16 protein-coding genes, 1 tRNA gene and 1 rRNA gene are annotated in these 25,190 nt (G+C 32.7%); 5 read left to right on the forward strand and 13 right to left on the reverse strand.

Annotated elements, in window-relative coordinates:
• The 3 genes from rrf to FA045_RS16670 form a co-directional block, all read left to right on the forward strand.
• A 5S ribosomal RNA gene (rrf, locus tag FA045_RS19235) occupies positions 1-80 on the forward strand; the annotation flags it as partial.
• Between the two features lie 381 nt (positions 81-461).
• A complete protein-coding gene (locus FA045_RS16665; protein ID WP_136878226.1) occupies positions 462-2,225 on the forward strand; it encodes a S8 family serine peptidase in 1,764 nt (587 codons plus the stop codon).
• 272 nt (positions 2,226-2,497) lie between these two features.
• Positions 2,498-5,395 carry a TonB-dependent receptor gene (locus FA045_RS16670; protein ID WP_136878227.1) on the forward strand — a complete coding sequence of 966 codons (2,898 nt, stop codon included), beginning with the start codon at positions 2,498-2,500 and terminating at the stop codon, positions 5,393-5,395.
• A gap of 79 nt (positions 5,396-5,474) precedes the next feature.
• Here FA045_RS16670 and FA045_RS16675 read toward each other — a convergent pair whose 3' ends face one another.
• From FA045_RS16675 to FA045_RS16715, 9 genes are all read right to left on the reverse strand, one after another.
• The gene (locus tag FA045_RS16675; protein ID WP_136878228.1) at positions 5,475-8,024 is read right to left on the reverse strand and encodes a zinc-dependent metalloprotease; all 2,550 of its coding nucleotides are present in this window, start codon (positions 8,022-8,024) and stop codon (positions 5,475-5,477) included.
• 175 nt (positions 8,025-8,199) lie between these two features.
• Positions 8,200-9,474, reverse strand: coding sequence for a thioredoxin domain-containing protein (locus tag FA045_RS16680; RefSeq protein ID WP_136878229.1), 1,275 nt, complete (start codon positions 9,472-9,474; stop codon positions 8,200-8,202).
• Between the two features lie 26 nt (positions 9,475-9,500).
• Positions 9,501-10,670 (reverse strand): retroviral-like aspartic protease family protein, encoded by a 1,170-nt coding sequence (locus FA045_RS16685; RefSeq protein WP_136878230.1) that lies wholly within the window; start codon positions 10,668-10,670, stop codon positions 9,501-9,503.
• Positions 10,671-10,677: 7 nt separating this feature from the next.
• Positions 10,678-12,417: a S8 family serine peptidase gene (locus tag FA045_RS16690; RefSeq protein WP_136878231.1), complete on the reverse strand. Its 1,740-nt coding sequence runs from the start codon at positions 12,415-12,417 to the stop codon at positions 10,678-10,680.
• Positions 12,418-12,604: 187 nt separating this feature from the next.
• Entirely contained in the window at positions 12,605-13,567 is a 963-nt protein-coding gene (locus FA045_RS16695) for a hypothetical protein (RefSeq protein WP_136878232.1), read from the reverse strand.
• A gap of 2 nt (positions 13,568-13,569) precedes the next feature.
• Positions 13,570-15,078: a RagB/SusD family nutrient uptake outer membrane protein gene (locus tag FA045_RS16700; RefSeq protein ID WP_136878233.1), complete on the reverse strand. Its 1,509-nt coding sequence runs from the start codon at positions 15,076-15,078 to the stop codon at positions 13,570-13,572.
• Between the two features lie 12 nt (positions 15,079-15,090).
• Positions 15,091-18,729: a SusC/RagA family TonB-linked outer membrane protein gene (locus FA045_RS16705; RefSeq protein WP_136878234.1), complete on the reverse strand. Its 3,639-nt coding sequence runs from the start codon at positions 18,727-18,729 to the stop codon at positions 15,091-15,093.
• A gap of 150 nt (positions 18,730-18,879) precedes the next feature.
• The gene (locus tag FA045_RS16710) at positions 18,880-19,797 is read right to left on the reverse strand and encodes a FecR family protein (protein WP_136878235.1); all 918 of its coding nucleotides are present in this window, start codon (positions 19,795-19,797) and stop codon (positions 18,880-18,882) included.
• Positions 19,798-19,941: 144 nt separating this feature from the next.
• The gene (locus FA045_RS16715; protein ID WP_136878236.1) at positions 19,942-20,508 is read right to left on the reverse strand and encodes an RNA polymerase sigma-70 factor; all 567 of its coding nucleotides are present in this window, start codon (positions 20,506-20,508) and stop codon (positions 19,942-19,944) included.
• Between the two features lie 228 nt (positions 20,509-20,736).
• Here FA045_RS16715 and FA045_RS16720 point away from each other — a divergent pair, with 228 nt between their 5' ends.
• Entirely contained in the window at positions 20,737-22,887 is a 2,151-nt protein-coding gene (locus FA045_RS16720) for a GH92 family glycosyl hydrolase (protein ID WP_136878237.1), read from the forward strand.
• 66 nt (positions 22,888-22,953) lie between these two features.
• Complete coding sequence (locus FA045_RS16725; protein ID WP_136878238.1) at positions 22,954-24,204, forward strand: hypothetical protein; 1,251 nt, start codon at positions 22,954-22,956, stop codon at positions 24,202-24,204.
• 39 nt (positions 24,205-24,243) lie between these two features.
• Here FA045_RS16725 and FA045_RS16730 read toward each other — a convergent pair whose 3' ends face one another.
• The 4 genes from FA045_RS16730 to FA045_RS16740 all read right to left on the reverse strand — a co-directional run bounded on the left by FA045_RS16730 (position 24,244) and on the right by FA045_RS16740 (position 24,954).
• Positions 24,244-24,501 (reverse strand): GIY-YIG nuclease family protein, encoded by a 258-nt coding sequence (locus tag FA045_RS16730; RefSeq protein WP_225871369.1) that lies wholly within the window; start codon positions 24,499-24,501, stop codon positions 24,244-24,246.
• An 83-nt stretch (positions 24,502-24,584) separates the two neighbouring features.
• Positions 24,585-24,716: a GIY-YIG nuclease family protein gene (locus FA045_RS19140; protein WP_262709614.1), complete on the reverse strand. Its 132-nt coding sequence runs from the start codon at positions 24,714-24,716 to the stop codon at positions 24,585-24,587.
• Positions 24,713-24,841, reverse strand: a complete 129-nt coding sequence (locus tag FA045_RS19100; protein ID WP_225871370.1) for a GIY-YIG nuclease family protein — start codon at positions 24,839-24,841, stop codon at positions 24,713-24,715. Before FA045_RS19100 ends, FA045_RS19140 begins: the two co-directional genes overlap by 4 nt.
• 39 nt (positions 24,842-24,880) lie before the next feature.
• Positions 24,881-24,954 (reverse strand) — tRNA-Met (locus FA045_RS16740).
• Positions 24,955-25,190 lie beyond the last annotated feature (236 nt).

The following is a 25,190-nucleotide window of genomic DNA, read 5'->3' on the forward strand; positions in this document are numbered from 1 at the left end:
CCCATTCCGAACAGAGAAGTTAAGCCCGCCAGAGCCGATGGTACTGCAGTAACATGTGGGAGAGTAGGTCGGTGCCAGATCTTAAAAGAAGCCTCATAACGAAAGTTGTGAGGCTTTCTTGTTTTACAAAATTTCCTATTAAAATGTTGTGTTGGCTTTTGTTGATCCAAAAAGCGATGTGCTTTGTGAACTTTGCTAGGCAAATGTAAATAGCAGCACAACATGCTCCATCATAGACCCGATTGCAGTGTATACCGAAGTGGATAGCGGGCAATGGCCGTATAACGGAAAGCGGGACATGCTTTAATAGTACCATTGAATGTGATCTGCTAAAAAAAAATCAATTCAACTTTACTCTTTTTTTATGTGTTAAAAATTTGTTAAACGATCATTTTTTTTAAGTGGAGCTATTTTAAAACTGTAATATTGTAAATTACGTTTTTGTATAATATCATATAATTATGAAACTAAGAGTATATTTTTCTTTGGTGCTATTTTTCGGAATAGTTCTTAGTGCTTTCGCACAAGATAAAAATGTTATTTTACCACCAAATTGGTATAATTTGGACTTAATTAAATCTGGTTATTTTGGGATTAGTACTGATAAGGCTTACAACGAATTATTAAAAGACAAAAGACCCAAGCAAAAAGTTATTGTTGCAGTAATTGATGGTGGTACTGATGTAAGGCATGAAGATTTAAAAGATGTTTTATGGACTAACTTAAAGGAAATACCGGGAAATGGTTTAGATGATGACGGTAATGGGTACATTGATGATATTAATGGTTGGAATTTTTTAGGTTCGAAAAAAGGGAGCCTTGCTTATGATAATTTAGAATTGGTTAGAATTAAAAGGAAATATGAGGATAAATACCGTTCTACGTTACCTAGTACGGTATTAGATAGTACAGAGAAAAAGGAATTTGCGATTTATCAGAAAGCACGTGCCGAATTTGGAAAGAGATTTGATGAGGCGAGTAGTGCATTTCCGATTTATATTTTGATTAAAAAGGTTTTAGATTCGGTTGCCGTTGTAAATGGTAAAAGTATTCCAGCATTAGAAGATATTGAGAACTATAAAGCAGATGACGAAACTGAAGAGTATGTTAAGAAGATTATTAGAAAGGGAGCTAAGGATGAAGGAGGAATTGACAAATTTTATAATACCATTAAAAAGGGTCATCATGAGCTAGAGGTAATGTTAAAATACAATTTGAACATTAAATATGATGAGAGAGCGGCATTAGTAGGGGATGATTATGCTAATTCAAATCAACGAGATTATGGAAATAGTGATGTTGCTGGTGCCAATGCTGATCATGGAACTCATGTTTCTGGTATAATTGGTGCGGATAGAACTAATGAGTTAGGGATTATGGGAGTAGCAAACCATGTACAAATTATGACTATTAGAGTTGTGCCAGAGGGCGATGAGCGTGATAAAGATGTAGCAAATGGGATTAGATATGCAGTTGATAATGGTGCTAAGGTAATTAATATGAGCTTTGGAAAAGGCTATAAATGGGATAAAAAAGCTGTTGATGATGCCGTAAAATATGCAGAAAGTAAAGGCGTGTTGTTAGTGCATGCTGCTGGGAATGATAATAGCGATAATGATCGAATTGAGAATTATCCAAATAAATTTTACGATGGTGCCGAAGCGGAGGCTTATTATAAAGCTAAAAAATCTGTAATAGCGCCGAAGATTTCTGATTTAATTACCCAGCAAGGAATGCAGAATAGAAATATGAATGGCAGACCTGATCCGTTTGTAAAGCCAATTCCGGTAGATACCCTAAAGTTTAAATTACCACATGCAAATAATTGGATTGAGGTAGGTGCAAGTGCTTATAAAGATGATGAGAATTTAAAAGCTTCATTTTCTAATTATGGTAAAAATAATGTAGATGTATTCGCCCCTGGATTTAAAATTAACTCTACAGTTCCAAATTCAAAATATGAGGAATTTGATGGTACAAGTATGGCATCGCCAGTTGTATCTGGACTGGCAGCTTTAATTTTAACATATTACCCTGAATTAAAACCAAATGAAGTAAGGGACATCATTATTAAATCTGTTACTAAGGTTGAGCATAAAATAAAATATAAAAATGAAAAGGGAGAAAATGTTCGTGTTCCTTTTTCAGAAATTTGTGTTAGTGGCGGAATAGTTAATGCATACAATGCTTTAAAGTTGGCAGAAAGCTATAAACTTGCTAAATAGTATGATCAAAATATTAGAATCCTCGTTGAAATTCAACGAGGATTTTTTTTACCTACAATCGTAACATTTAAGAGATATAGATTTTCAATTTGGCTTCTGTATCTCATTTATTAATGATTTAGTGTTTTAAGTATAAATAAGATGAATTTGTGATTAAGCTATTGTGTCATAATTAAGTCTATTGATTTGAATTAATTTCTTTTGGTTATCTAATGAGTAATTTTTAGAAAATGAATAATAAAAACATTACAGCAATCTTTATCATAAATTAGATGTTCAATATTTACCAAGCCGTTTCCTTTTTACTTAGCTACAAAAGATTGTTAGTTATAATTATTCTTTTAACAACTATAGAAGCTATCGCTCAGCAACAAAACCCTCCAAAAAACGTGATATCACCGTTATCTTTAAGAGAAGTTAGTGGTATTGTAAAGGATACAACAAATGTTGGTATACCTGGGGTTACAGTACGATTAACATCAGAAAAGGATACGCTGATCATGGGTACAAATCCTGATGGGATGTTTAGATTTATAAATGTAAAATCGGCTGTTTACACGATTTCAGTTAATAGTTTAGGTTTTAAATCTTTTATTGGAAAATATAGACAAAACGATGCTACAGCCAAAATTCAAATGGCCCCAATAATTTTAAAAGCCGACTCGAAAACATTAGACGCAGTTGTGATTAACGGAGCGCCTTCAATTACCTATAAAACGGATACTGTTGAATATAAGGCGAGTGATTATGTTGTTAGAGAAAATGCTACTGTTGATGAATTGGTAAAAAAAATGGAGGGGATGGAAGTGGGAAATGATGGTTCAGTAGTACATCAAGGTGCTCCAATTGCGAGAGCAAAAATTAATGGCAAAGTATACTTAGGAGGTGATGTGGCTACTGCGTTACAAAATTTACCTGCAGAAATAGTAGAAAAAATTCAAATTGTTGATGATTATGGCGATCAAGCAGAGCGAACAGGGATAAAGGATGGAGACCCAGAAAAAATTTTGAATATAGTTACCAAAAGAAGTAAATCTGTAGGTAATAGCATAAATGTAACGGGAGGGGCAGGAAATAATGATAGGTATGAAGGTTCAGTATTTGCAACAAGATTAAATACCAATCAAAGTATTGGCGTTAATATTAGATTAAATAATACAGTTAATGGTGTAGCAAATAGTGGGAATTCTAGTGGTAACAACAATAATGGGGGAGGTGGAAGAGGAAATGGAGGTAATAACACTCCAAATCTAAATGCATTTGGAGGTAGTGGCGGCACTACAAATAATGGTACTTCGGCTTTTTCTTACCGCGATCAAATCACTCCTAAAATAAAAATTAATACAAATTATCGCTATGCTTTTAATAATACCAATTCAATTAATAGCAGTATTGCACAAATTCCAAGTATAAGAGGAAATACTTTTTCATCAAACGAGGGTTCGAGTACAAATGATACTAAATCTCATAACCTAAATTTTGAGTTGGAAGCTAATTTGGATAGCTCAAATTTTTTGAGAATTACGCCAACATTTAATTATGCTTCAACTGTTGCTGGTAATGAATCGTCAAATTTGCAGCGTTTTGTTGCAGCAGAGCCATCACCTGATAACCAGTCGTTTAGGCAAGATCAAACTGGTAATAATTCTAATAGAAATACTAGGCCAAATTACGGGATTACTGCTTTTTACCAGCATTTGTTTGCAAAGCCGAGGAGAAATATCTCTGTTCAAATTAGTTTAAATAATAACAATCAAGAGGCAGAACAAGATAGAAATGCCAGAATATTGTACTACGATGGATTATCTGATCTTGTGCTTAAAGATTCTTTAATAAACAGAGTTGTTAACAGAGATAATTTAACAAAAAATTATAGGGCAAGCTTAACATTTGCCGAACCCCTTACAGTTAATACGCAGTTAGAGTTTAATGGACAAATTAACTATAATGGTTATGACAATACTGCTATCACTAGCAACATATTTACCGACGGATCTAAACAAATTGTAGATTCGCTGAGTAATATTTATGATTATTCTTTTACACAGACAAGGTTAGCATTGAACTATAGATATGGCGTTAGTAAAGATTCAAAGCTTAAGTTTTCTTTAGGTGTAACGGCTGTACCTGCCGTATTGAGTGGCACAAAGGAAAGTTTAGGAACGAGTACTAACCGCAGTAGTTTTAATTTAATACCAATTGCTCGTTTTCAATATTTATGGTCTAAACAACACAGCTTGCAACTAAACTATTCTGGTAATGCAACAGAGCCAAGTTTTGATCAAATTCAACCTGTTCGGGATGTTTCAAATCCTCAAAATCCAGTGGTCGGCAATCCAGATTTAAAAGTTACATTTAATCACAGTGTGAATACCAGTTATAATAATTATATCGCCATTGCGAAATTAAATTATTCAGTAAATGCAAATGCAACCTTTATTGAGAACTCAGTTGTAAGAAATGTTGTTCAGATTTCGGATGCATTTAACAGTAGAAAAAATGAAACGCGTTTTGTGAATTTAAATGGTGTTTATAGGATTAATACAAATCATTCTATCAGTAAGCAATTTGGTGATAGGAAATACAATTTAAGCCTAAATGGAAACATTAGTTATAATCATGGTGTTTCTATGAGCGATAATATTGAAAACGTTACTACAACTTGGAATTTTAATGAACGTTTCGGGCCAAGAATTAACCCAACAGAATGGTTAGAAGTTAATCCTTTTGTGTCTTACAGTGTTATCAAATCAAATAATACATTGCCCAGTTCTTTAGATAGCAAAACAAATACATTAGCATTTAATATAGATGGTAAATTTTATATGTGGAAAACACTGATTTTTGGATATAGTGCTAGTAAAAATTATGTGAGTGGTATAAATGCAAATATTACTAACAATCCATTTGTTATTAATGCCTATATAGAAAAAGAATTTTATAAGCGCAGGGCGAAGTTAACTTTTCAGGCATTTGACTTATTAAACCAAAATAATTTTGTGAATAGAAATATATTAGATAACGGAGCTATCATTGATACCAGATCTAATGCATTGAGTCAATACTTTATGGTTCGTTTAACTATGCGTTTACAAAAATGGAGCGGTGCCAAGCCAAGAAACGGCGATCAGATGATGAGAAGAGGAGACGGCGGGTTTGGTAGATTTTAATGAATACAAGTAGCTATGGATGTTATTAGTAGACCAATTGCTACTTGTATTTCAATTTTATAGAAAAACTAAAACTTTTCTAATTATCAATTTTAGAGTCTAATGCAGCTTCAATACGCTCATACAAATCCATTAAATGATGTTTACTCGCTGGATCTGATTGATTGGCAGCTGCAGATTTAACGCTAATCCGTAATTCTCTTAAAACATTTTTAGTTTCAGACATGGTATCACTTTGTGAATTAGTTAATTCTGTTGGAAAAGAAAAGGGACTGTTTTTTGAGTTGGTATTTGTAGGAGAAGGAATGGTTGCAGCTACAGTTTGAGCAGGTTTTACGATTCCCACAAGTCTATCAATGTATGCCTTTTGTAAATTACGACGGTAAATATCGATAGGTGTATTTGTTTTTAGCTCAGATAAAATTGCTTTATTTAAATCAGTAAATAAATCACTTATTTTATAAGCTTTTGGCCCTTCGCTAGCTTCTGCATCAATAAGTTTACTTAATGTTTTGCTGCTTAACAATCTGATCAATGTACTACTTTGTAGCTTTGCAATTATTTCAATTGAACTTTGATCAATATTATTTAAAATTTGCTGGTTAATTAACCATTTTGGCGTATTAAACAACTGTCTACTAAAAAAATCAATAGCTTGCTTTTGTTTTGAAACGGGAGTACGTTCATATACCATGCCTGGCTGATCTACAGTTTTAGGGTTTTCATAAACCCCTCCAATATTCTTAATTACGTGCCCCAAATAACGATTATATTGAGCCACGACTTGATCATACATGTGAGCTAAATTTTCATATCCCTTACCAGGTACTTTTGTCCATTCTGACAAATTTGATAAGATAACCTTTAAATTTTTTATACCATAATCGCTGGCAATCATTGCGTTATCACCTAAATCTTCATTTTGTGAGTTCGGGTCATCTTTATTTGCTTCTGTACCAAACCATAACCTTCTATTTTTTGCAGCTTCAAGTGTCATTTTGTCTAATATTTTCATATCAGAATCAACATTTTTATTATCTGGAAAATATCTATAACCCCATTCTATAGCCCATTTATCATAATCGCCAATACGAGGATACAAACCTTTAGAAGAAATATTATCTTCTGGCTGGGCTACATAATTAAAACGGGCATAATCCATTATTGATGGTGTATGACCATTTTCTTCAACCCATTTTTTATTACGCAGGTTTTCTACAGGTACTGTAGAGCTAGAGCCATAATTATGTAATAAACCTAAAGTATGTCCTACTTCATGAGATGAAACAAAACGGATTAAATCGCCCATTAATTCATCGCTAAACTGCATTTTTCGTGCTCTTGGATCAACAGCAGCAGTCTGAATCATATACCAATCATGGAGCAACTTCTGAACATTATGGTACCAATTGATATGGCTTTCAATAATTTCTCCTGATCTAGGGTCTGTAGTAATTGGTGCATTAGCGTTAGGAATTTCTGATGGTTTATATACAATTGCAGAATGCCTTGCGTCATCTAAGCTCCAAGTAGAATCTTGTGCTTTAGTTGGTGCTTCTTTCCCTATAACAGCATTTTTAAACCCCGCTTTTTCAAATGCCTTTGCCCAATCGTTAATACCTGCAATTAAATATGGCACCCATTTTTTTGGCGTAGTAGGATCTATGTAGTAAACGATTGGTTTTTTAGGTTCAACTAGCTCTCCCCTTTTATATTTTACCATATCTTCTGGTTTTGGTTCTAAGCGCCATCTCATTATCATTTGAACCTCTTCAATCCCTTGTGGATTTAAATCAAAATCAGTGTAACCTACATTAAAATAACCAATTCTGTTATCAAAATATCTAGGTTTCATTGGTGTTTTTGGTAGTAAGACTAAAGAAGATTTTAGCTCTATAGTGGCTGCATTACTTGATGTTAAGCCATTAGACGATCCACTAGGCGTTATACTATAGGTTTTAACTGAATTTATTTCAACATTTGTTGGAAAACTGCGTATACCTAAAACATAACTTCTATCAGCTTGTTGTGCTCCTAATTTTAATTTTGATTTAACTGTTGAAGAGCCAAAGTAGAGTATATCATTATCACCGTTTAAAAAAGTAGTAATATCAATCACACTCCCTTTATTATCAGGAGTATTTGTGGCAATATTAAAGGAAGAAATTATAGGTTGAATATTTGAATTTTTTAAGGACTGATACATTGATGAAGTGCTGTCAGTACTATAGGTTGCAAAACTTATATTTCTTAAAAAAATACGATCATTTGGTCCTTTATCAAAACGGATAATAGTCCTGCCTATTTCATCTCCAGCATATCCTTGTAAAGCACGAACATCAGCACCAGATTTAGAAATACGATTTACAACTAAAATGTCTCTACCTAACAACGAATCCGCTATCTCAAAGAAATATTTATCATCAATTTTATGTGATGTAATCATTCCCTTTTGTGTAATTGCCTTATTGGATATAATTTGGCTGTATAATTTAGGTTTATTCGGAGAAGCTGCGGGTCCGGTTTTTTTTGAGGTGTCTGCTAGGCTTGCAGCAGGAGCTTTTACTTGTCCATGTACAATGGAAATTACACTAAAAACCATTAATATGGTTAGTATACTCTTTTTCATAAATTAAAAAGGTTTTAAGGCAAATATTTAGATAAAATAATTACAACTAACTGATTTATATTTTAAGCTGAAATTTAGATTATTTAATTAAAGAGAGCGCCGGATTAGGGCGCCCTCTAAAACATTAATTAACTACCTAAACCCATTAAAAATTGGAATTTAAGTAACTAAGAAGTTATTTTAACAAATCATTTTCTATGATGCTGACTATTTTAGAAACATCATTTCCGATTTCTATAATAGGCTTTTGACCAGGTTTAACCATTATAATATATGGTAAGGCCATTATATTAAGCTTTGAGCATAATTCTTTCTCTTTATCTGCGTTTATTTTATAAAAAACAACTTTATCTTTATACTGTGTAGCAAGTTTCTCCATTTCAGGCATCATTTTCATACATGGAGCGCACCAAGTTGCCCAAAAATCTATAATTACTGGTTTATCTCCTTTAAAAACAAAGTCTTTATTGCTTTTATAATCATAGATGTATTCTATAAACTCGGCTTTAGTAATTGCATTAACTTTTCCTTGTTCAATTTTTATTAAGGGTTCGGTTATAATCTCGTTGATTTTTGTACTTTCATACGATTGATAATAAATTTTACTATTCTGAAAATCAATAGATATTAAGCCAAAATCAAGTAAGCCAAGACCAACAACAGGCTTTACTAGATTAGGATTAATAGTGATTAATTTGTTTTTAAGGTTCATATTTACTACAGAAATATCTTGGCCTTTAAATGCTTCAGCATTAACATTATCTGCACTATAACCAATGCCAGAAATTTTTCCTTTGGTGTTTATATTAGGTTTAACTGCTATTAATGTTTTCGATATTAAAGATAAAGTTCCTGTTTCCCATGTATCAAAAATTACTTTTGTGGGTTTGTTATTTACTTTGATTTCGAATTCAGGAATCCCGCCAAGTAGTATATCGCCACTTGTTCTTTCTGTTAAACGCATAAATGTAGGTTTAAAGGGTGTAGAAGTATATATTTTGCCATTTTTTTTGTCGATAGTAAGCACCACATTTTTAAAAAATGAACCACTTATAACGCCTGAAACGCCGAGCTTTTTAATATAGTTAGCCGCTTCGCCTTCGAGTAAAAGCGATGTTAAAGTATTCGCAAATACATTATTGCCAAAAGCAATGGTATTTATTTTGAATTTTTTAGCTGCTGCAATTTTTCTCACTGTTGGCAAATCTTGTAAAGTTGTTTCAGTATAAGAATCAATTCCTATCTTTTCTGCAAACTCTGGTAACAATGCAGTTTTTCCAGCTAAATCTAAAATAAAAGTTCCCTCAATACCATTTACCATTAAGTTAATGGCTATGCGACCCTCAACAGTTTTAAAATTAGAAGCTTCTATCTTAACTTGAGATTGTTGCGAATAAACTTTTACAGTAGTTGTTATTATTAGAAAAAGGATAATTAATTTTTTCATCATTATTTTTTTATGTTTTAATGCCCCAATTATGGTGCTTTTATTTCTTCTACCTTGTATGCTAAATTTACTGTTCTGTTATCTTTGGTTTGTATAGTCATCATTTTCGGGCCAGGTTCTTTTAACTCTTTAATGCCAGCTGCCACATCGCAAAAATTATAAACACCTGTTTTAACACCGTTTATATGAGTGATCACGTCTCCATCAGCAATTTGTCCTTCTAAATCTTTCCAAATGTGTGCAACCGTTAATTGTCCTTTTGCTACAGTGATGCTAAAATTGGTTTGTCTGAATTTAGGATTAATAACGCCCTGCTCATAAGGTACACAGTATAATCTCCTATTAGGATAATCTATAATCATTTTTGCATGCTGCATAAAAGCAACTCCTAATAAGGTATGGGGTGGATTTGAAGTTTCGGTTACAATGTTGGCAACCTTCATAGGGCCAACCCTCAATTCTGGAATATAAACTTGATAGTTAACAGCTTTATCAAGTTTGCCAGAAATGCCAAAACTTTTAGCTCCAGAACCTTCTTTTAATAATTTAGCATTTCCGTTAGCTTTTAATCGCTCAAAGTCGCTCTGTTTTAAATTCATGAAAGATCCTGATCCACTATCAAAAAGAACTTGTAATTCTTGTCCGTTTATATAGGTGTTAAAAATTGGCAGGACACTTGGATGTTTAAAATCATGTGCATACCTGAATGATTCTTTTAAAGGATTTTCACCAGCAATGATTGTAATTGTTTTTGATTTTGAATCAATAATACAAATGGTTTGGGCAAGCATATCACTTCCAAGTAAGCCAATAGCATCAAAACATCTTATGGGTGATGGCTCAGGCATAATAACAGCTGTTAGGCCATTAAATTTTATTTTCTTATCCAATGTAACAAGTGAATCAATTTTAACTTGTTTATAATATGCCGTGTTACTAGTAACATCACTTATTTTTACAGAGTCGGTAATTTTTAGGTTTTGTTTTTTACAAAATTCAGTAGATAGGGAACTTTTTCCAGCACCTGTGTCAAATATAAAACGCTCTTGCTGACCATTGATCATCATTTTAATGATCATTTTCCCAGAGTAAAGCTCATAAGGAATTACAGTTGTTGCCTTTTGGGCAATTGCGTTGTAAGTAAAAAATATACTTATTACACAAAATAATTTAATAAAAATGTTTTTTTTAAGTGCCATCTAATTCTTATTTTTTTGTTTTTAAAGCCGCTTCTACTGTTTTTTTCAAGTTTAAAATACCTCCAGATGTACATAATTGTTCATATAAAAATAAATCAACCACAGCTTTACCACCATTAGTAAAATTTTTCTCTACTTCTAATCCTTTTCTTGAGGTAACATTAGCCATTAGCAATTTTCTAATTTGAGTACCATTTAAATTAGGGAAATATGCTTTAATTAGAGCCGCAGATGCAGCCGCAACAGCAACACATGATGAAGGTGACGCAACAATGTTATAGGTATCGCCTGGCAAAGTAGAATATACATTAACACCTGGTACAAACATATCTAAACTATTTTTTCCGTAGCTAGATAGTTCAGAAGGTAAGCCTTTTTTATCTGAATTAGCTATAACCATTAAGTTGGTAAATGGTAAGCCATTAAAATTTTCTCTACGTGGGTGATAAACTACTTTATCCAGATCTTCTCTTCTTTCTAAAGCTGGTACAATCACCAATATGCCTTTCTTTTCTGCCTGTCTTATGGCATCATAAATCCATGTCTTTTGTTCAGTAGAAAATAAGCTACTTTGCTGTGAAAGAACAATTACATCAGCACCTTTATCTACTGCATATTTGATGGCAAGCGCTACGTCTTTAGGGTATGGTGCTCCACTTTTGCCTGCAACAACTAAGTTCATGATTTTAGCTTCGGGCATGATACCACTAAAACCTGTGCCATTGACATCATTTCCTGCAATGATACCTGAAAGTAAGGTTCCAAAACCTGATGTAGCTGTTAAAAGTATATTATTGCCATATTTATTATCAGTAATATCATTTGAAGCATCTTTAACTAAAGCTTGTCTTTGGTCGTTACCAAAAAATTTAAAAGCATCATCAAAATTTTTTTTGCTAAAGTCTATTTGCTTGTTCATAAAGTTATCGTAAACAACTTCCCAATTGACTACATAACTTTTATCTGGCATATAACCTTTATATAGTTGGCTAAACATACTAGTCATACCAAATACAGCCCTTTTTAACGAATCTAATTCAACTGCTTTCGTTTTGTCGTAAAATAAAGCTAAGGCACTATCTGCTGGTATGTCTTTTCTAGTTTTGCCATTCCATTTGCGCATGATTTCTTTATCCCACATTTCTACATATTCTTTCTGCAAGAAGGCAAATTTGTAACTTGAATATTTACTTGCAAGACTTCCACTAGAGAGTTTCTTCAAATTATCAAAATAGACAAATTCAGATAAATTGGCTGGTTTTGGGGCGCTTTTTCTAAGTCCATTTTCTATGGTAAAATAACTTTTGCCATCAAAATAGATTTCGGCATATTTATCCTTTAATCTAAGCCATTCTCGGTCAATTTCGCTCACGGTTTTTTCCATTGTTTGGCCTTCTTTAGAGCCTAAAAAATTCCAACCGTTAATGTCATCAATAAATCCATTTTTATCATTGTCAATTCCGTCTAGTTTTTCGGTAGGGTTAACCCAGACAGAATTTTTTAAGGCCTCATGTTCAATGTCTGATCCTGTACCTATTAAAGCTATAATTGGTGTTTTTAGTATTTTTTTAGTTTTTAAAAGTTGCTTTGCGCCATTAAGGTCAATTCCAAAAGTTCCATTTAGCGGAGCTTCCTTATACCAACTGCCTTCTTTTACTTGTAATTTTGTCTTCTCTTTAGTTTGATCTTGAGCAAATAATTGTAATGCATTGATCAGCACTAAAAGTACTAGGAATGTTTTTTTCATTGTGTGTTTTTATTGATTTTATAGTTTTATTTATTGGTGTTTTGGTTATTTAGGTGTATTTATAATGTTTAGAAATAGCCAAGCCGCTAAAACTGTTTAGCTTGGTGATTAGCTTATTTTTCATGCTGAAAATAATTGAACTAACATGCTAAATTTGCACGTTAGCTCAATTTTTGTTATTGCTTATTTAAGGTTTTGTTGCTATTTTGTCTAAATCAATGCCATATTTATCTTTCATGTATTGTATTACAATAGGATATTTTTGATGAATAATTGGAAATTGACTTTTTGGATAATTTACTTCTATCGAATCAGGTTTGTATCTCATGCATAAATGAATATAATCGATAAAATTTCTGGTTGGCCCGGTATTGGTAACTAATGATACTATGCCAATATTGAAGTTTAAGGTGTTTGTCATTTGACCTGGAAATCCTCTTTTTTTATAGTAGTTTACATCGCTAGATGATGCTGCTGCAGTTACAATTGGAGTTGTAAAATCTATACCACTGTTAAAATTTTCTGGGGGTACAATATTGCCTTTATCCACTGCACTTTTAAAAATTTCTTTTAAAATTACGCCTCTTTTATAAAAATATTGGAACGAGGTAATTGGGCGAACTCTAGCTGTGGTATATGTACTTACTCCAGTAGTTAAGTTTTTGGTTTCTCCACGTACCCCATCCCATGTAAATGCCCAAAAATCTAATCCTGTGTAATAATAGTTAATTGGGGTAGTAGTTTGAAAAGTTCCTGTCACAGAACTTTGACTGAGACTATCTGCAACATAAAAATATGGAGGCAATACTTTGTTAGTGATTTTAGCATTTAGATTTCCGAAAATGTGGTTAGCAATAAAATTTACAGCATCTTTTTGTTGATTTTCAGGAATATCAAATCCTTGCTTTCCAAAGGCAGGAGAAGTCCAGCTTAGACCAAAATCTTTGTCATCAAATCCCTTATAAATAATTTTTATTCCGAAATCATCATATACTTTTTTAACAGCCAAATCATAGTCGTTTGTGCCTTGAGGAAATTTAAATCTGTCTGCACCTTCTAAAGAAGATGGTACAATTAGTTTTTCTTTATAACATGATAATGTTAAGGTGATAGAAACCAATAGAGCCGAATAAATAAATATCTTTTTCATAATTAATATTTTGGAGTTGATAAAATATTTTGCTTTAATGCTGGGTTTTTGTCAATTGCATCAAAAGGAATAGGCAATGTAAACGCAGGATCGTTTTTGTTTATGGTAAATGTTTGTGTAACGCCTCCATCTTCTTTCCAAACTCTAGAGAAGCTTTCCATTCCCCATCTGCGTAAATCAAACCATCTTAATCCTTCAAAACACATTTCTCTTCTACGTTCTGCTTTAATAAAATCTAATAAAGCAGAACCAGATGTGCTTGCTGCAGGAACTTTATAAGCAACGCCAGAGGTTGTTTTATATCGTTTTAATCTTAGCGTTTCTAAAGTTGTAACTGCTTCAGGTGCTCTGTTTTTTCTATAATAAGCTTCTGCCAACATTACATAGGCTTCAGATAATCTTAAAGACCTTCCGAACTCGGTAGTAATAAAAGAGTATCCTGTATTGACAGGTATTTTGCCCAATGCTTGCAAACTTGAAATGGTTGGACTTTCTTTAAAAATATAGTTGTCTTTTCTTAAATCATTTACGTCGTAAGAGCTTACTAATGCTGGAGCTGCTGTGAATAAACGTCTTGGTTGAGTTAAATTGGTTGGTGTAAGATAAATTAAATCTGTTGTAAATTTATTAAAGTCGGCACTTGAGCCAAAAAGCCATACTGCTTCTGGGTTTTTATAGTTGCTAAAAACGTAATAAGGTTGTGCAGGAGTCTGTATAAATGAGTTTAAATCAAGTAGAGATAAACCCCAATTATTTATGACATTATTTGCGTTTATTATAACCTTATCATAATCTTCCATAAATAAAGCTGTTCTAGCTTTCATTAATTGTATCATCGGTAAGGTAACTCTGCCATCTTTAATGAACTGTTTTGTATTAGGGAGTGAAAGAAATGCAAACTCAGCTTCAGCCAAATCTTTATCAATTTGTGTATAAACTTCTTCAACTGTTGCACGAGCTGGAAACTCTGGTTCTAAACCAGCATTAAGTTTTAACGGTACCCCTAAAGCATTCTTGTTATAATTGTAAGGTTCTCCAAAAAGGTTTACCAATTGAAAATAATAAAATGCCCTAAGTGCCAATGCTTGGCCTTTTACATAGTTTTTATCATTTGTTGTGCCAGTTACTTTATCAATATAATCTAAAGCGGCATTACAGCCTAAAATATTCTGGTAGGTAGACCTCCATACATTTTGAAATATAACATTGTCATTTCCAAGTTTAAACATATCGGGATGCCATGCAAAATAGGGTTTATTGTTTCTGTACCTTAACGCATTATTTGCATGATTTCCATTGTCAGCGGCTGTTGCAAAATCATCAGAGAATACTTCATTATAAGAAAATACGGGATGAGCTTGATTTGCTGGATCTATGTAAGCATTACCCAATAATAGCTCATTTAAAGCATTTACATCCCTAGGTATATATTCGGTTTGAGATTGTGGCTCAAGAAATTTTGAGCATGATGTAAGCAGCAATATGATGCCTAAGTATATTAATTTTTTCATTTTATTTAAATTTTAAAGGCCACAAGAAATAGCAATTGTAAATGATTTTGGCATTACACTATTTTTCAATTCCGGATCCATTCCATTAAATCTTTTAGATGCAATAACGAATAAGTTATTTGCAGAACCTGTAAGTGCTAGGTTTTTCATTTTTAATCGTTCAAGGGCTTTGTTTTTAAATCTATAAGTTAGGTCCAAATTTCTAAATCTTAAAAATGATGCATCCACAACCATAGCATCCGATAGTGCCCAAAAATCTGTTAAATAACCAGAAGAACCGTTAGGTAGGGGGGTTAACACTGTAGTAGTTGGATTAATTGAAGGTATATTTGTGGTTAATTCATCACCTGGTTTTTTCCATCTATTAATTAAATTTTTATTCACATTAAACTCTGCAGGGGGTAGTTTTAAACCAGCTGAAAAATTTGCATAAGGATTATCTAAGCGTGTTTTGCCACCTAAAATCATTGCAAATCCAGTTCCTAAAGAGAAAGATTTGTACCTGAAATTCATATTTAATCCGCTTGTAATTGATGGAATGCTTTCTCCAGAATTAACCAAAAATATGCTTGGATCTATTCTTGCTGCTGCTGGGTCTGCATCTAAAAGATTAAATTGTGCATTACCATTGGTAGGGTTTAAACCGGCAAAAGAATAAGACCAAAAGCTGTTTACAGGATAACCTTCTTTTAAAATTCCCCCTGCTCTACCATTTAAATAATTACCAAGTGTACTGACACCAATTGATGGTCCTGTTGTGTTCCAGTTTTTTGAAGCATTAAAACTAACGCTGAAACCAGTGGTTTGTGTGTTTATTGGAGAGAACGATACTGTAGCCTCCAAACCTCTATTTTTAATAATACCACCATTCATTGAAGTAGTAACTATGCCAAATTCATAGGGTATTTGTTGAACTAAAACTGCGTTTGATCTTCTTGAATAATAATCAGCTACAAAGTTAATTTTACCAAATAATAATAAATCAGCTCCAAAGTTCCAGTTGGTAGTTCTTTCCCATGAAAGGTTAGGGTTTGAAATTCTATTAATAGTTGAGAAATATTGATTAAATAAAGGTTTTAGTCCTTGTTTGTTAAGCATCAATTCAGGGCTCTCATTAGTAAGTGCATTACCTTGTATACCGTAAGTTGCTCTGATATTAAATTGTGTAATTTGCGGGATGTTGTTTTTGATGAATTTCTCTTCACTAACTCTCCATGAAACACCTAATGAATAGGTTGGATCAAGGCGTTTATTAATATCCTGACCGAAACGGTTTGAAAAATCATTACGAACACTTGAGTTAATTACATATTTATTAGCAATACTGTATGCTGCTGTAGCAAAAACAGACATGAAATTATTGGTCTGATTAAATCTACTCCATCTACCATTGTAGATATTATTAAGTATTCCAAAACCAGGATAAGCGAGGGTTGTACCGCTGGTTGGAATAAGGTTAACAGGTAATGTTGGTGCTACAATAGCTTCTCCACGCTCTTTTGAATAACCCCACACAGTGTTCGCTGTTGAAATACTCGTTCCAGAACGAAGCTCGTGACCTACCAATACATTTAACCTGTTTTTGCTTTTTAATGTCCACGACATTCTAAAAAGGTTTTGTAAGTTATACGAACTTTGTAATGCATCATTATTAAAGTACTCACCCCCAAATGGTAACTGAGCGGCATTAAAATACTCTGAATTTGGCAAGGCCGTGCCATAATCATAACCTCTATATCTGTTACCAATATAATAAGTATTTTCGGCCATTGTAGAAGACATGAAATTACTAGAGTAATTGTATCCTCCTATAAAATTGTAACTAAGCCAAGGTAAAATTGTATACTTGAGGTCGGCACTAGCTGCAATTCTTGAGTTTTGCGTTAAGCTGTTAGAGTTGTCTCTTTCGTTAATAATATTGTAACTTAAAGATTGTTGCAACTTGTTATAGCTATATCCATTAGTTCTCTGAAAAGAAACTGGATTGCCAAATTCATCAAAAGCAGGAATTGCCCTACTAGTTTTTGTTGCAAATTCTATGGGATTTACACCTGTACCAAAGCCATAAATTTCGTTATATGCCCCAATAATTGAAACATTGAGCTTTAGTTTTGGAGATAATTGAAAACCAACCCCAACTCTTCCACTTAACCTTTCAAAATCATTTCCAATCTCTTGCCCTTGTTGTCTGGAGTAACCTAATGAAGAAGTGAAATTTATTCTTTCATTTCCGCCAGAAAAACTTAAGTTATGATTTTGATCGATGCCAGTGCGTGTAAGTAAATCAAACCAATTGGTGTTGACAGTTTCTAAAAACGATCGTTTTTTAGCAAATTCATCAGCAGAAATAAAGCCCTCAATATATAATCTTTTTACACCTTCGTAAGAGTAATAATCATTAAAAGGAATACTTAAATAAGGTGTGCCAGACGCAAAAACCTCATCAGAGAATTGTATTCTCTCTTGAGAGTTCATTAGATTGAATTGCCCATAGTTTGGTTTAGAGTTAATAGTTAATGAGCCAGTATAATTTACAGACATGATATTCTGACCTTTGGCTTGTTTGGTTGTAACTAAAATTACCCCATTTGATGCTTTTGAACCATAAATTGCAGTTGCAGAGGCATCTTTAAGTACAGTAATGGTTTCAATATCTTGCGGATTTAACCATGAAACCTGGTTTCCAATAATATTTTTCATATCATCAGACATCGCTGTTGCGGCATTAATTTTTATTGGATCTTCTTGAATAATGCCATCAACTACCCACAGTGGTGATGCATCACCCAAAAGAGTAGATGTACCGCGTATTTGTATTGAAGGAGAAGAACCTACTCTTGAGCTACTATTGTTTACAATCATTCCTGGCACCACGCCTTGAAGCATTTTGTCTATTGAAGCAAAGTTGGGCATATAAATATCAGCCATTTTTACCGTAGCAATAGATCCAGTTACATCCCTTTTGTTTACTGTTTGATAGCCCGTTACCACTAACTCATTTAGTGCTTTAGAGTCTTCTAGTAAAGTAATGTCATATTCATCACCATCAGCAACTGGCAAAGTCTGGTCTACAAAACCAATATATGAAACCTTTATACTTGCATTTTTTGCTACAGATATAGTGAAATTGCCATATTCATTTGTAAAGCTTCTATTGGTAGTTCCTACTTCTAAAATATTTGCATTTGGAACTGGTTTGCCAGATACATCTATAACTTTTCCAGTAATACGCTTTTTAGTGCTAACTGGTGGTTTTTGAGGTTGGTTTCCTGTACTCGTATTTTTTTTCGGCGAAAGCGTTATATGTTTTCCTTTTAGCGTATAGTCAATACTTTTGCCTTTAAATAATAAATCAAGTACCTGAGTAAGTGATTGATCTTTTACAGCAATAGAAACTTGTTGGTTTGTGTTAACTTCCTTGCCATACATGAATAATAAACCTGTTTGTTTTTCGATTTCGTTCATCACCGTTTCAAGGCGAGTGTTTTGTTTATTTAGGGTTACCTTTGTGTTTTGAGCAAATGAAAAAGTAGAAATTAAACAGAGTATAATTGTAAATAAACTGTTGGTTAAAACTTTTTTGATGTGATGTAAATCTTTAGTGGGAGGCTTACTGTCTAAATAATTAATGGAGATAGTATATTTCTTCATAAGTTTAAAGTTGTTTGGTTAAAGCATTTAATTTTTAGATTGTTAATGAAGCATTTAGTTGGCAAAGGTTATTAGCCTTTCAATTTTCATCATAGAGGCGGTAAATTTTAATTCATAAGCTATAATTTTAAATTGTATGTATATTTTGAGTTATTTAATGTAGATATTTCCTGTTTTCTCATCTTTCTGATAAGTGAATTTTACACTTCGTTGTAGGGTTTGTAGTGCATAATCTACTCCATCGTTTAGCTTAAATTTGCCAGAAAAAGTGTTTGAAGAAAGATTTTTAGATTGAATACTAATTTTTACGTTAAAGCTTTTTGATAATGATGGTAGGATTTCAGCTAGATTTTTGTCTTTAAAAGCAAAAATTCCATCTCTCCATAAATAATCATCCTCTCCATCTATGGTAGAAATGATAATTTTGCCATCAATAAACGTACTTTTCTGATTTGGTTTTAAAGAGGCAATCTTTTGGTCATTTTGATATAATTCAACTCCCCCCTCAAATAAACTAGTTTCGAAAGTATTATCTTTTGCAAAAGCATCAATATTAAAGCGTGTACCTGTAACTAGAATATCTCCTACTTTTGTTTTTACAATAAATGGTTTTTCTTTGTTTTTACTCACATCAAAAAATGCTTCACCATCTAAGTAAACCATTCTATTTTTTTCTAAGAATTCTGTAGGATATTTAAGTGAAGTGTTTGCATTTAGCCAAACACGAGTGCTATCTGCTAAAATAACATTTACAATTTGCCCTGGCGGAACAATTATGGTGCTATATTTTACTGAGTTAGTTGGTTTATTGAAATAAAATATAGAACCAATACTGATTAAAATTAATATAGAAGCTGCAATTCCCCATTTCCAAGGTGAAAATTTGGTAACGGTTATTTTTTTAACAGAATCAGCAGATCCAGCTAACAACATGATATTATAAGCTAATCGCTCAGACAGTAAAAACTGATGATTTTCTTCTGATTGTTCTACCCAATGTCTAATTAATTTTTCTTCTTGTATTGAAGTATTGTTTTCGAAAAAACGAAATAATAGCTCTCTATTCATATGTCATAGTTCTGATTGTTATAATGATAACAGCTCAGGCGGTGATGACCCTAACAAAAAGTTAAAATAATTTTAAGATGGATTTAACATTGGAGTATTAATCATGTTAAAGGTAACTTACCTAAATAACACAATGTTTTTAGATTAAAGCAAATAGGCCAAAAACGGTAAGAGCGTTATAAAGTCTTTTAACGAAAGGCGTAAATGTTCAAGAGCTCTTGAAATATGAAACTCTACGGTTTTTACGCTAACATTTAATTCTGCAGCAATTTCTTTATAAGATAATCCCTTATTACGACTTAAGTTAAAGATTTGATGTGTTTTTTCTGGTAAACGCTTAAGCGTATTATCTACAATTTGTTGAATTTCTTTAGAAAATAAAAATTCTGGGTCACAAGATTTTAATGTCGATATGCTTAACTGTAATTTCCAATCGTTATGGTCATTAATTTGTTGTTCGGCACGCTGCCGTACTTGCGAATGTTGTAGGTAGTTTAAGCATTTGTTTTTTACAATTGTTAGAATATAGGCTTGTGGTTTAGTATCTAATCTTAGATTTACGTAGTTCTCCCAGTATGCAGAGAAGGCTTCTAAAACAAAATCTTCTGCAACTTCAGTTTCCTTCACATATCCTAAAGCAAAACGGAGGAATCTAGTGTAGTAAGCATTAAATATGCTATTAAATTCATCTATGTTGGGAATTGACTGCATATTTAAATTTAAACATTATTAAAATGATGTTTTATTATCATTTTATTCCTTTAGGTTGTAATGTTAGAAAATTAAATTGCGAATTTAAAAATTAACTTAAACATATTTTATTTTTTATGTTGTCGTTTGCTCTATCCAAGAGAAATATAGTAACTTACATTAAATTTACTAAAACGTTTTAGTTTAAAGGTTTAATGTTTGTTAAGTTGCCAGTAATTATAAATTTTTATGAATAAAAAGATCCACTCCTTCTCTTTTTTATTGTCATTACTTATAATGTCAATAATTGCAAAAAGTCAAACTCGAAATAATTATACAAAATATGTAAATACATTTATTGGTACAGCACCTTTAACAGATCCTAAAATTTTGGGCTATGAATTGCCTAAGGGTTGGCGCTCATGGGCTGGACTCACATTCCCGGGAAGTTCTTTACCAAATGCTATGGTACAATTAAGTCCGATGACGGAATATGGTTCTGGTGCTGGTTATGAGTATGAAGACAATGTTATTTATGGTTTTACACATACCAATAAGGGACATTGGAATCTTTGTAATATCCCAATTTTACCACTTTCAAATGCAAGTGAAAAGTTTGGTTCTAAATTTTCTCATCAAAGAGAAAGTGCTTCTCCTGGTTTTTATCAGGTTTATTTAGATGATTACAAAATAAATGTCAGTCTCACATCCACTTTAAGAGCAGGTTATCATTTATATGAATTTGAGGAAAACACCAATAGAAAAATTCTTTTTGATATGGGAAAAGCCAATAGTAGAGTTAATACTTGGCGCATAGAAAAGATAGGAAACAATGTGATACAAGGGTTTCAGGGAGGAGAAAATGTTTATTTCTATGCCATTTTAAATGTTAATATTGATAGTTTAAGTATTAAAGATTTAGGAAAACAAAGTGGTTATGCTATTGCTCATTTATCAAATGCAAACAAAAAACCAGTTGAATTGAAAATTGGATTATCTTTTGTAAGTATGGCAAATGCTAAACAAAATTTGGAGAAAGAGATAGGGGAAAAGTCTTTCAATATTATACGTAATGAGGCAAAGCAAACTTGGGAACAATTATTGGCCAATGTTGAAGTTAAAGGCGGCACGGAGAAACAAAGACAGATGTTTTATTCAAGCTTATACCGGTCATTTTTGTGGCCTGCTTTACGTAGCGATGTGAATGGAGAATTTACAGATGCAAAAAGGCAAGTTGTTAAAACTGGGTTTAAATATTATACCGAACCTTCATTATGGGATACTTATAGAAATAAAGATGTTTTATTAGGATTAATTTCTCCAAAGGTTACTTTAGATGTGATCAAATCCATGAAAGATGTTGGTGATAAAAAAGGATTTATGCCTACTTTTTTTCACGGAGATCATGGAGCGTCATCAATTGCTGGATCATATTTAAGAGGTATTGATGATTTTGATATCAAAGGAACGTATGAGATTTTATTAAAAAATGCAAATGTTGAGGGAGGAGCAAGACCTCATATTGGAGAGTACAAAGCAAAGGGTTTTATTTCTGATCCTGATGTTAAAAATCCGCATGTAGAAACCAAAGCTAAAGCCGGTGTTTCTAAAACATTAGAATATGCTTATGATGATTATTCGCTAGCTCAAATTGCTAAAAAATTAGGAGACACTTCGAATTATAGAGTTTTAATGCAGCGCTCTAATAATTACAAAAATATGTTCGATCCTTCAACCAGATTTATGCGAGGTAAATTGGCCGATGGAAGCTGGATTACTCCTTTCAATCCTCAATATCCGTATTACGAATATATGTATAGAGAAGCAAATGCATGGCAGGTTTCATTTTATGCCCCACATGATATGCCTGGTTTAATTGAATTGTACGGAGGCTCAAAAGGTTTTGAAAATAAGTTAGATTCATTATTTACAGTGCCATGGAATCCGAAACACATTGCCAGAAATGTAGAAACCATGATTGGACAGTATTGTCATGGCAACCAACCAGATCACGAAGCTCCATTTGCTTATCATTTTATTGGAAAGCCAGAAAAATCCCAGAAAATATTAGACACGATAATGAATACACTTTATGGTATTGGAGAAGAAGGTTTGGCACTTTCAGGTATGGATGATGCAGGCGAAATGTCTGCTTGGTATGTTTTTACTGCAATGGGCTTTTATCCATTTTCTGCAACAGACCCAAATTATATTGTCACGGTTCCGCTTTTTGATGAAATAAAATGGAAAACTAGTACAGGTAAAACCCTCATCATTTCTAAACCTAATAAAGGTAGAAGTCTTAAGCAAATTAATGTAAATGGTAATTCAATTAGTGGATATTTTATTCCGCATGATTTATTTTTGAATGGTGGTAAAGTTGAAATTGTTACAAAGTAAAATAGCTATTTAATAATTTTTACAAAAGCATATTTCTAATTTTAAATGGTTTTCATTTTATAGTTTATGATAAAGACAAAATTTATTTTAGCACTCTCCTTAAGTCTTCCCTTAATGGTGGCTGCACAAAAAAACTTAACAAATGCCATTTTAACTGACAAAAATGGGCAACAAAAGAATGTGAAGATTGAGGTTCAAAAATGGACGCTAAATCCAGAAACTATTACATTCTATGCTAGCAATAATTCATTAAATGAAATTGCCACAATACAAAACACTTCTAAATTATCAATTGGTGCTGAGCGGGCTTTTGAAACAGCAATTATTAACAAAAGCATGAACAAGGTTAAATATCCAAATTTGCCTAAATATCTTGATTCTACTTCTACAAAAGATACTGTTTTCTTAGATGTGATTGTTGAAGGCAAAAGATTAAATTTATACAGTTATACTGATACACTTAAAGCCAGATTTTACATCAAAAAACAAAGTGGATTGTATGAAGAATTGATTTTCCGTAACTTTTATTCGGCTGCTATAGATTTTAAAGTAGAAACACAAAACATATTTCGAGATCAACTGAAGCGGATAATGACTAGCATTGAAAATAACAATGTGAATTTGGTTTCAAAAATAAATGATGCCAAATACGCCGCTAAAGATTTAGAGGAGATTGTTGTCTTAATTAATGATGATCAGAATAGTTTTGTACAACCAATTAAATCAAAAGTTAATTTTTTAGCAGGAATAGGCGTGAATTTTAGCACATTTAATTATAACGGAGAGAATGTTTTGGGAACATCTTCATCTTCAAATCCTATCAGTATTTTACCAACGGTTGGGATAAGCATTAGCTTAGATGAGAAAAATAAATCAGAGTTAAATTTTGAGGTTTCTGCTTTAAAGGAAAAAGTTAAATTTTATGGTATAGATAATCGTTCAGAAGAAACGCAGAGTTTTACCCAAATTAGTTATATGTTTTCACCAACTTATAACTACCATGTTTACAGTAATAACAATACTAAAATAACCATAGGCTCTGGTATAAGCGCCAACATACATCAAATCAAAGATGATGTGGTCACTTATAAATCTACAGAAGTTCCTGGTGCTCAAATTGTTATAAACCGAGATTTAGGTGGTTATCAATCGTTTTCTTATGCTATCCCATTTAGGCTTGCGGTAAGTTACCAGAAGTTCACCTTATTATCAACTTATTCTTATTATTTAAGTAGCATCACTAATACTGCAGAAACTGAAATTTTAAAGAGAGGGTTTAGCTTTGGGTTAAGATATAATTTTGGCAAAGGTATTTAAGAGGTTGGGTGGTTGGAATTCTGTATTAAAAAAAAAAGTTCAACTCTCGTTTCTTCTGATCAAATTCCAGATCATTTCCCTTCCAACTCCAGATTTAAGCTGTTTTTCTCTTTTAGTTGCTTCGGTTTTGCTGCCAAACTGCTCTGTAAATAATACCTCCCAAGGTCTATATTTAATGGTATAGCCTTTGGTAGCGAACGCGTTATGCGATAAAAGTCTTTGCTCCAAATCAGAAGTATATCCGACATAGATTTTATTGAATTTGATTGAATAAAGCACATATACTGTAAAAATCATAGCTATAAAAAAAAAGCCCAACTTTCGTTGAGCTTTAGTAGCGAGAACGAGAGTTGAACTCCGTCCGCCGCGGCGGATATGAATCAGCGCTCATTTCTTCTGATTAAATTCCAGATCATTTCCCTTCCAACTCCAGATTTAAGCTGTTTTTCTCTTTTAGTTGCTTCGGTTTTGCTGCCAAACTGCTCTGTAAGTAATACCTCCCAAGGTCTCATTTAATGGTATAGCCTTTGGTAGCGAATACGTTATGCGATAAAAGCCTTTGCTCCAAATCAGAAGTATATCCGACATAGATTTTATCGAATTTGATTGAATAAAGCACATATACTGTAAAAATCATAGCTATAAAAAAAAAAGCCCAACTTTCGTTGAGCTTTAGTAGCGGGGAGCAGAATCGAACTGCCGACCTCAGGGTTATGAATCCTGCGCTCTAACCATCTGAGCTACCCCGCCATTAATATTTTGTAAAGACAATCCCGTCTTTTTATCTCTGAACTCTGTCCGCCGCGGCGGATATGAAACCTGCGCTCTAACCAACTGAGCTACCTCGCCAAATCATTATTCTTTTGGTAATTATAAAAATTATATATTACGATAATTATTACATTTTTCTAAAGAGTTGCAAATATAGAATAAATTACTTTTCTTTAGAAACAAATAGTAAAAAAATCTCTACTATTTTTTAAAAT

It is taken from the genome of Pedobacter cryotolerans, assembly GCF_005116475.1.
In the GTDB taxonomy this organism is placed as follows: Bacteria; Bacteroidota; Bacteroidia; order Sphingobacteriales; family Sphingobacteriaceae; genus Pedobacter; species Pedobacter cryotolerans.

What these genes read in the sequence shown, in the direction of transcription:
- FA045_RS16665 (WP_136878226.1), top strand. Translation starts at nt 462, where the DNA reads ATGAAACTAAGAGTATATTTTTCTTTGGTGCTATTTTTCGGAATAGTT.
- FA045_RS16670 (WP_136878227.1), top strand. Translation starts at nt 2,498, where the DNA reads ATGTTCAATATTTACCAAGCCGTTTCCTTTTTACTTAGCTACAAAAGA.
- FA045_RS16675 (WP_136878228.1), bottom strand. Translation starts at nt 8,024, where the DNA reads ATGAAAAAGAGTATACTAACCATATTAATGGTTTTTAGTGTAATTTCC.
- FA045_RS16680 (WP_136878229.1), bottom strand. Translation starts at nt 9,474, where the DNA reads ATGATGAAAAAATTAATTATCCTTTTTCTAATAATAACAACTACTGTA.
- FA045_RS16685 (WP_136878230.1), bottom strand. Translation starts at nt 10,670, where the DNA reads ATGGCACTTAAAAAAAACATTTTTATTAAATTATTTTGTGTAATAAGT.
- FA045_RS16690 (WP_136878231.1), bottom strand. Translation starts at nt 12,417, where the DNA reads ATGAAAAAAACATTCCTAGTACTTTTAGTGCTGATCAATGCATTACAA.
- FA045_RS16695 (WP_136878232.1), bottom strand. Translation starts at nt 13,567, where the DNA reads ATGAAAAAGATATTTATTTATTCGGCTCTATTGGTTTCTATCACCTTA.
- FA045_RS16700 (WP_136878233.1), bottom strand. Translation starts at nt 15,078, where the DNA reads ATGAAAAAATTAATATACTTAGGCATCATATTGCTGCTTACATCATGC.
- FA045_RS16705 (WP_136878234.1), bottom strand. Translation starts at nt 18,729, where the DNA reads ATGAAGAAATATACTATCTCCATTAATTATTTAGACAGTAAGCCTCCC.
- FA045_RS16710 (WP_136878235.1), bottom strand. Translation starts at nt 19,797, where the DNA reads ATGAATAGAGAGCTATTATTTCGTTTTTTCGAAAACAATACTTCAATA.
- FA045_RS16715 (WP_136878236.1), bottom strand. Translation starts at nt 20,508, where the DNA reads ATGCAGTCAATTCCCAACATAGATGAATTTAATAGCATATTTAATGCT.
- FA045_RS16720 (WP_136878237.1), top strand. Translation starts at nt 20,737, where the DNA reads ATGAATAAAAAGATCCACTCCTTCTCTTTTTTATTGTCATTACTTATA.
- FA045_RS16725 (WP_136878238.1), top strand. Translation starts at nt 22,954, where the DNA reads ATGATAAAGACAAAATTTATTTTAGCACTCTCCTTAAGTCTTCCCTTA.
- FA045_RS16730 (WP_225871369.1), bottom strand. Translation starts at nt 24,501, where the DNA reads ATGATTTTTACAGTATATGTGCTTTATTCAATCAAATTCAATAAAATC.
- FA045_RS19140 (WP_262709614.1), bottom strand. Translation starts at nt 24,716, where the DNA reads ATGAGACCTTGGGAGGTATTACTTACAGAGCAGTTTGGCAGCAAAACC.
- FA045_RS19100 (WP_225871370.1), bottom strand. Translation starts at nt 24,841, where the DNA reads ATGATTTTTACAGTATATGTGCTTTATTCAATCAAATTCGATAAAATC.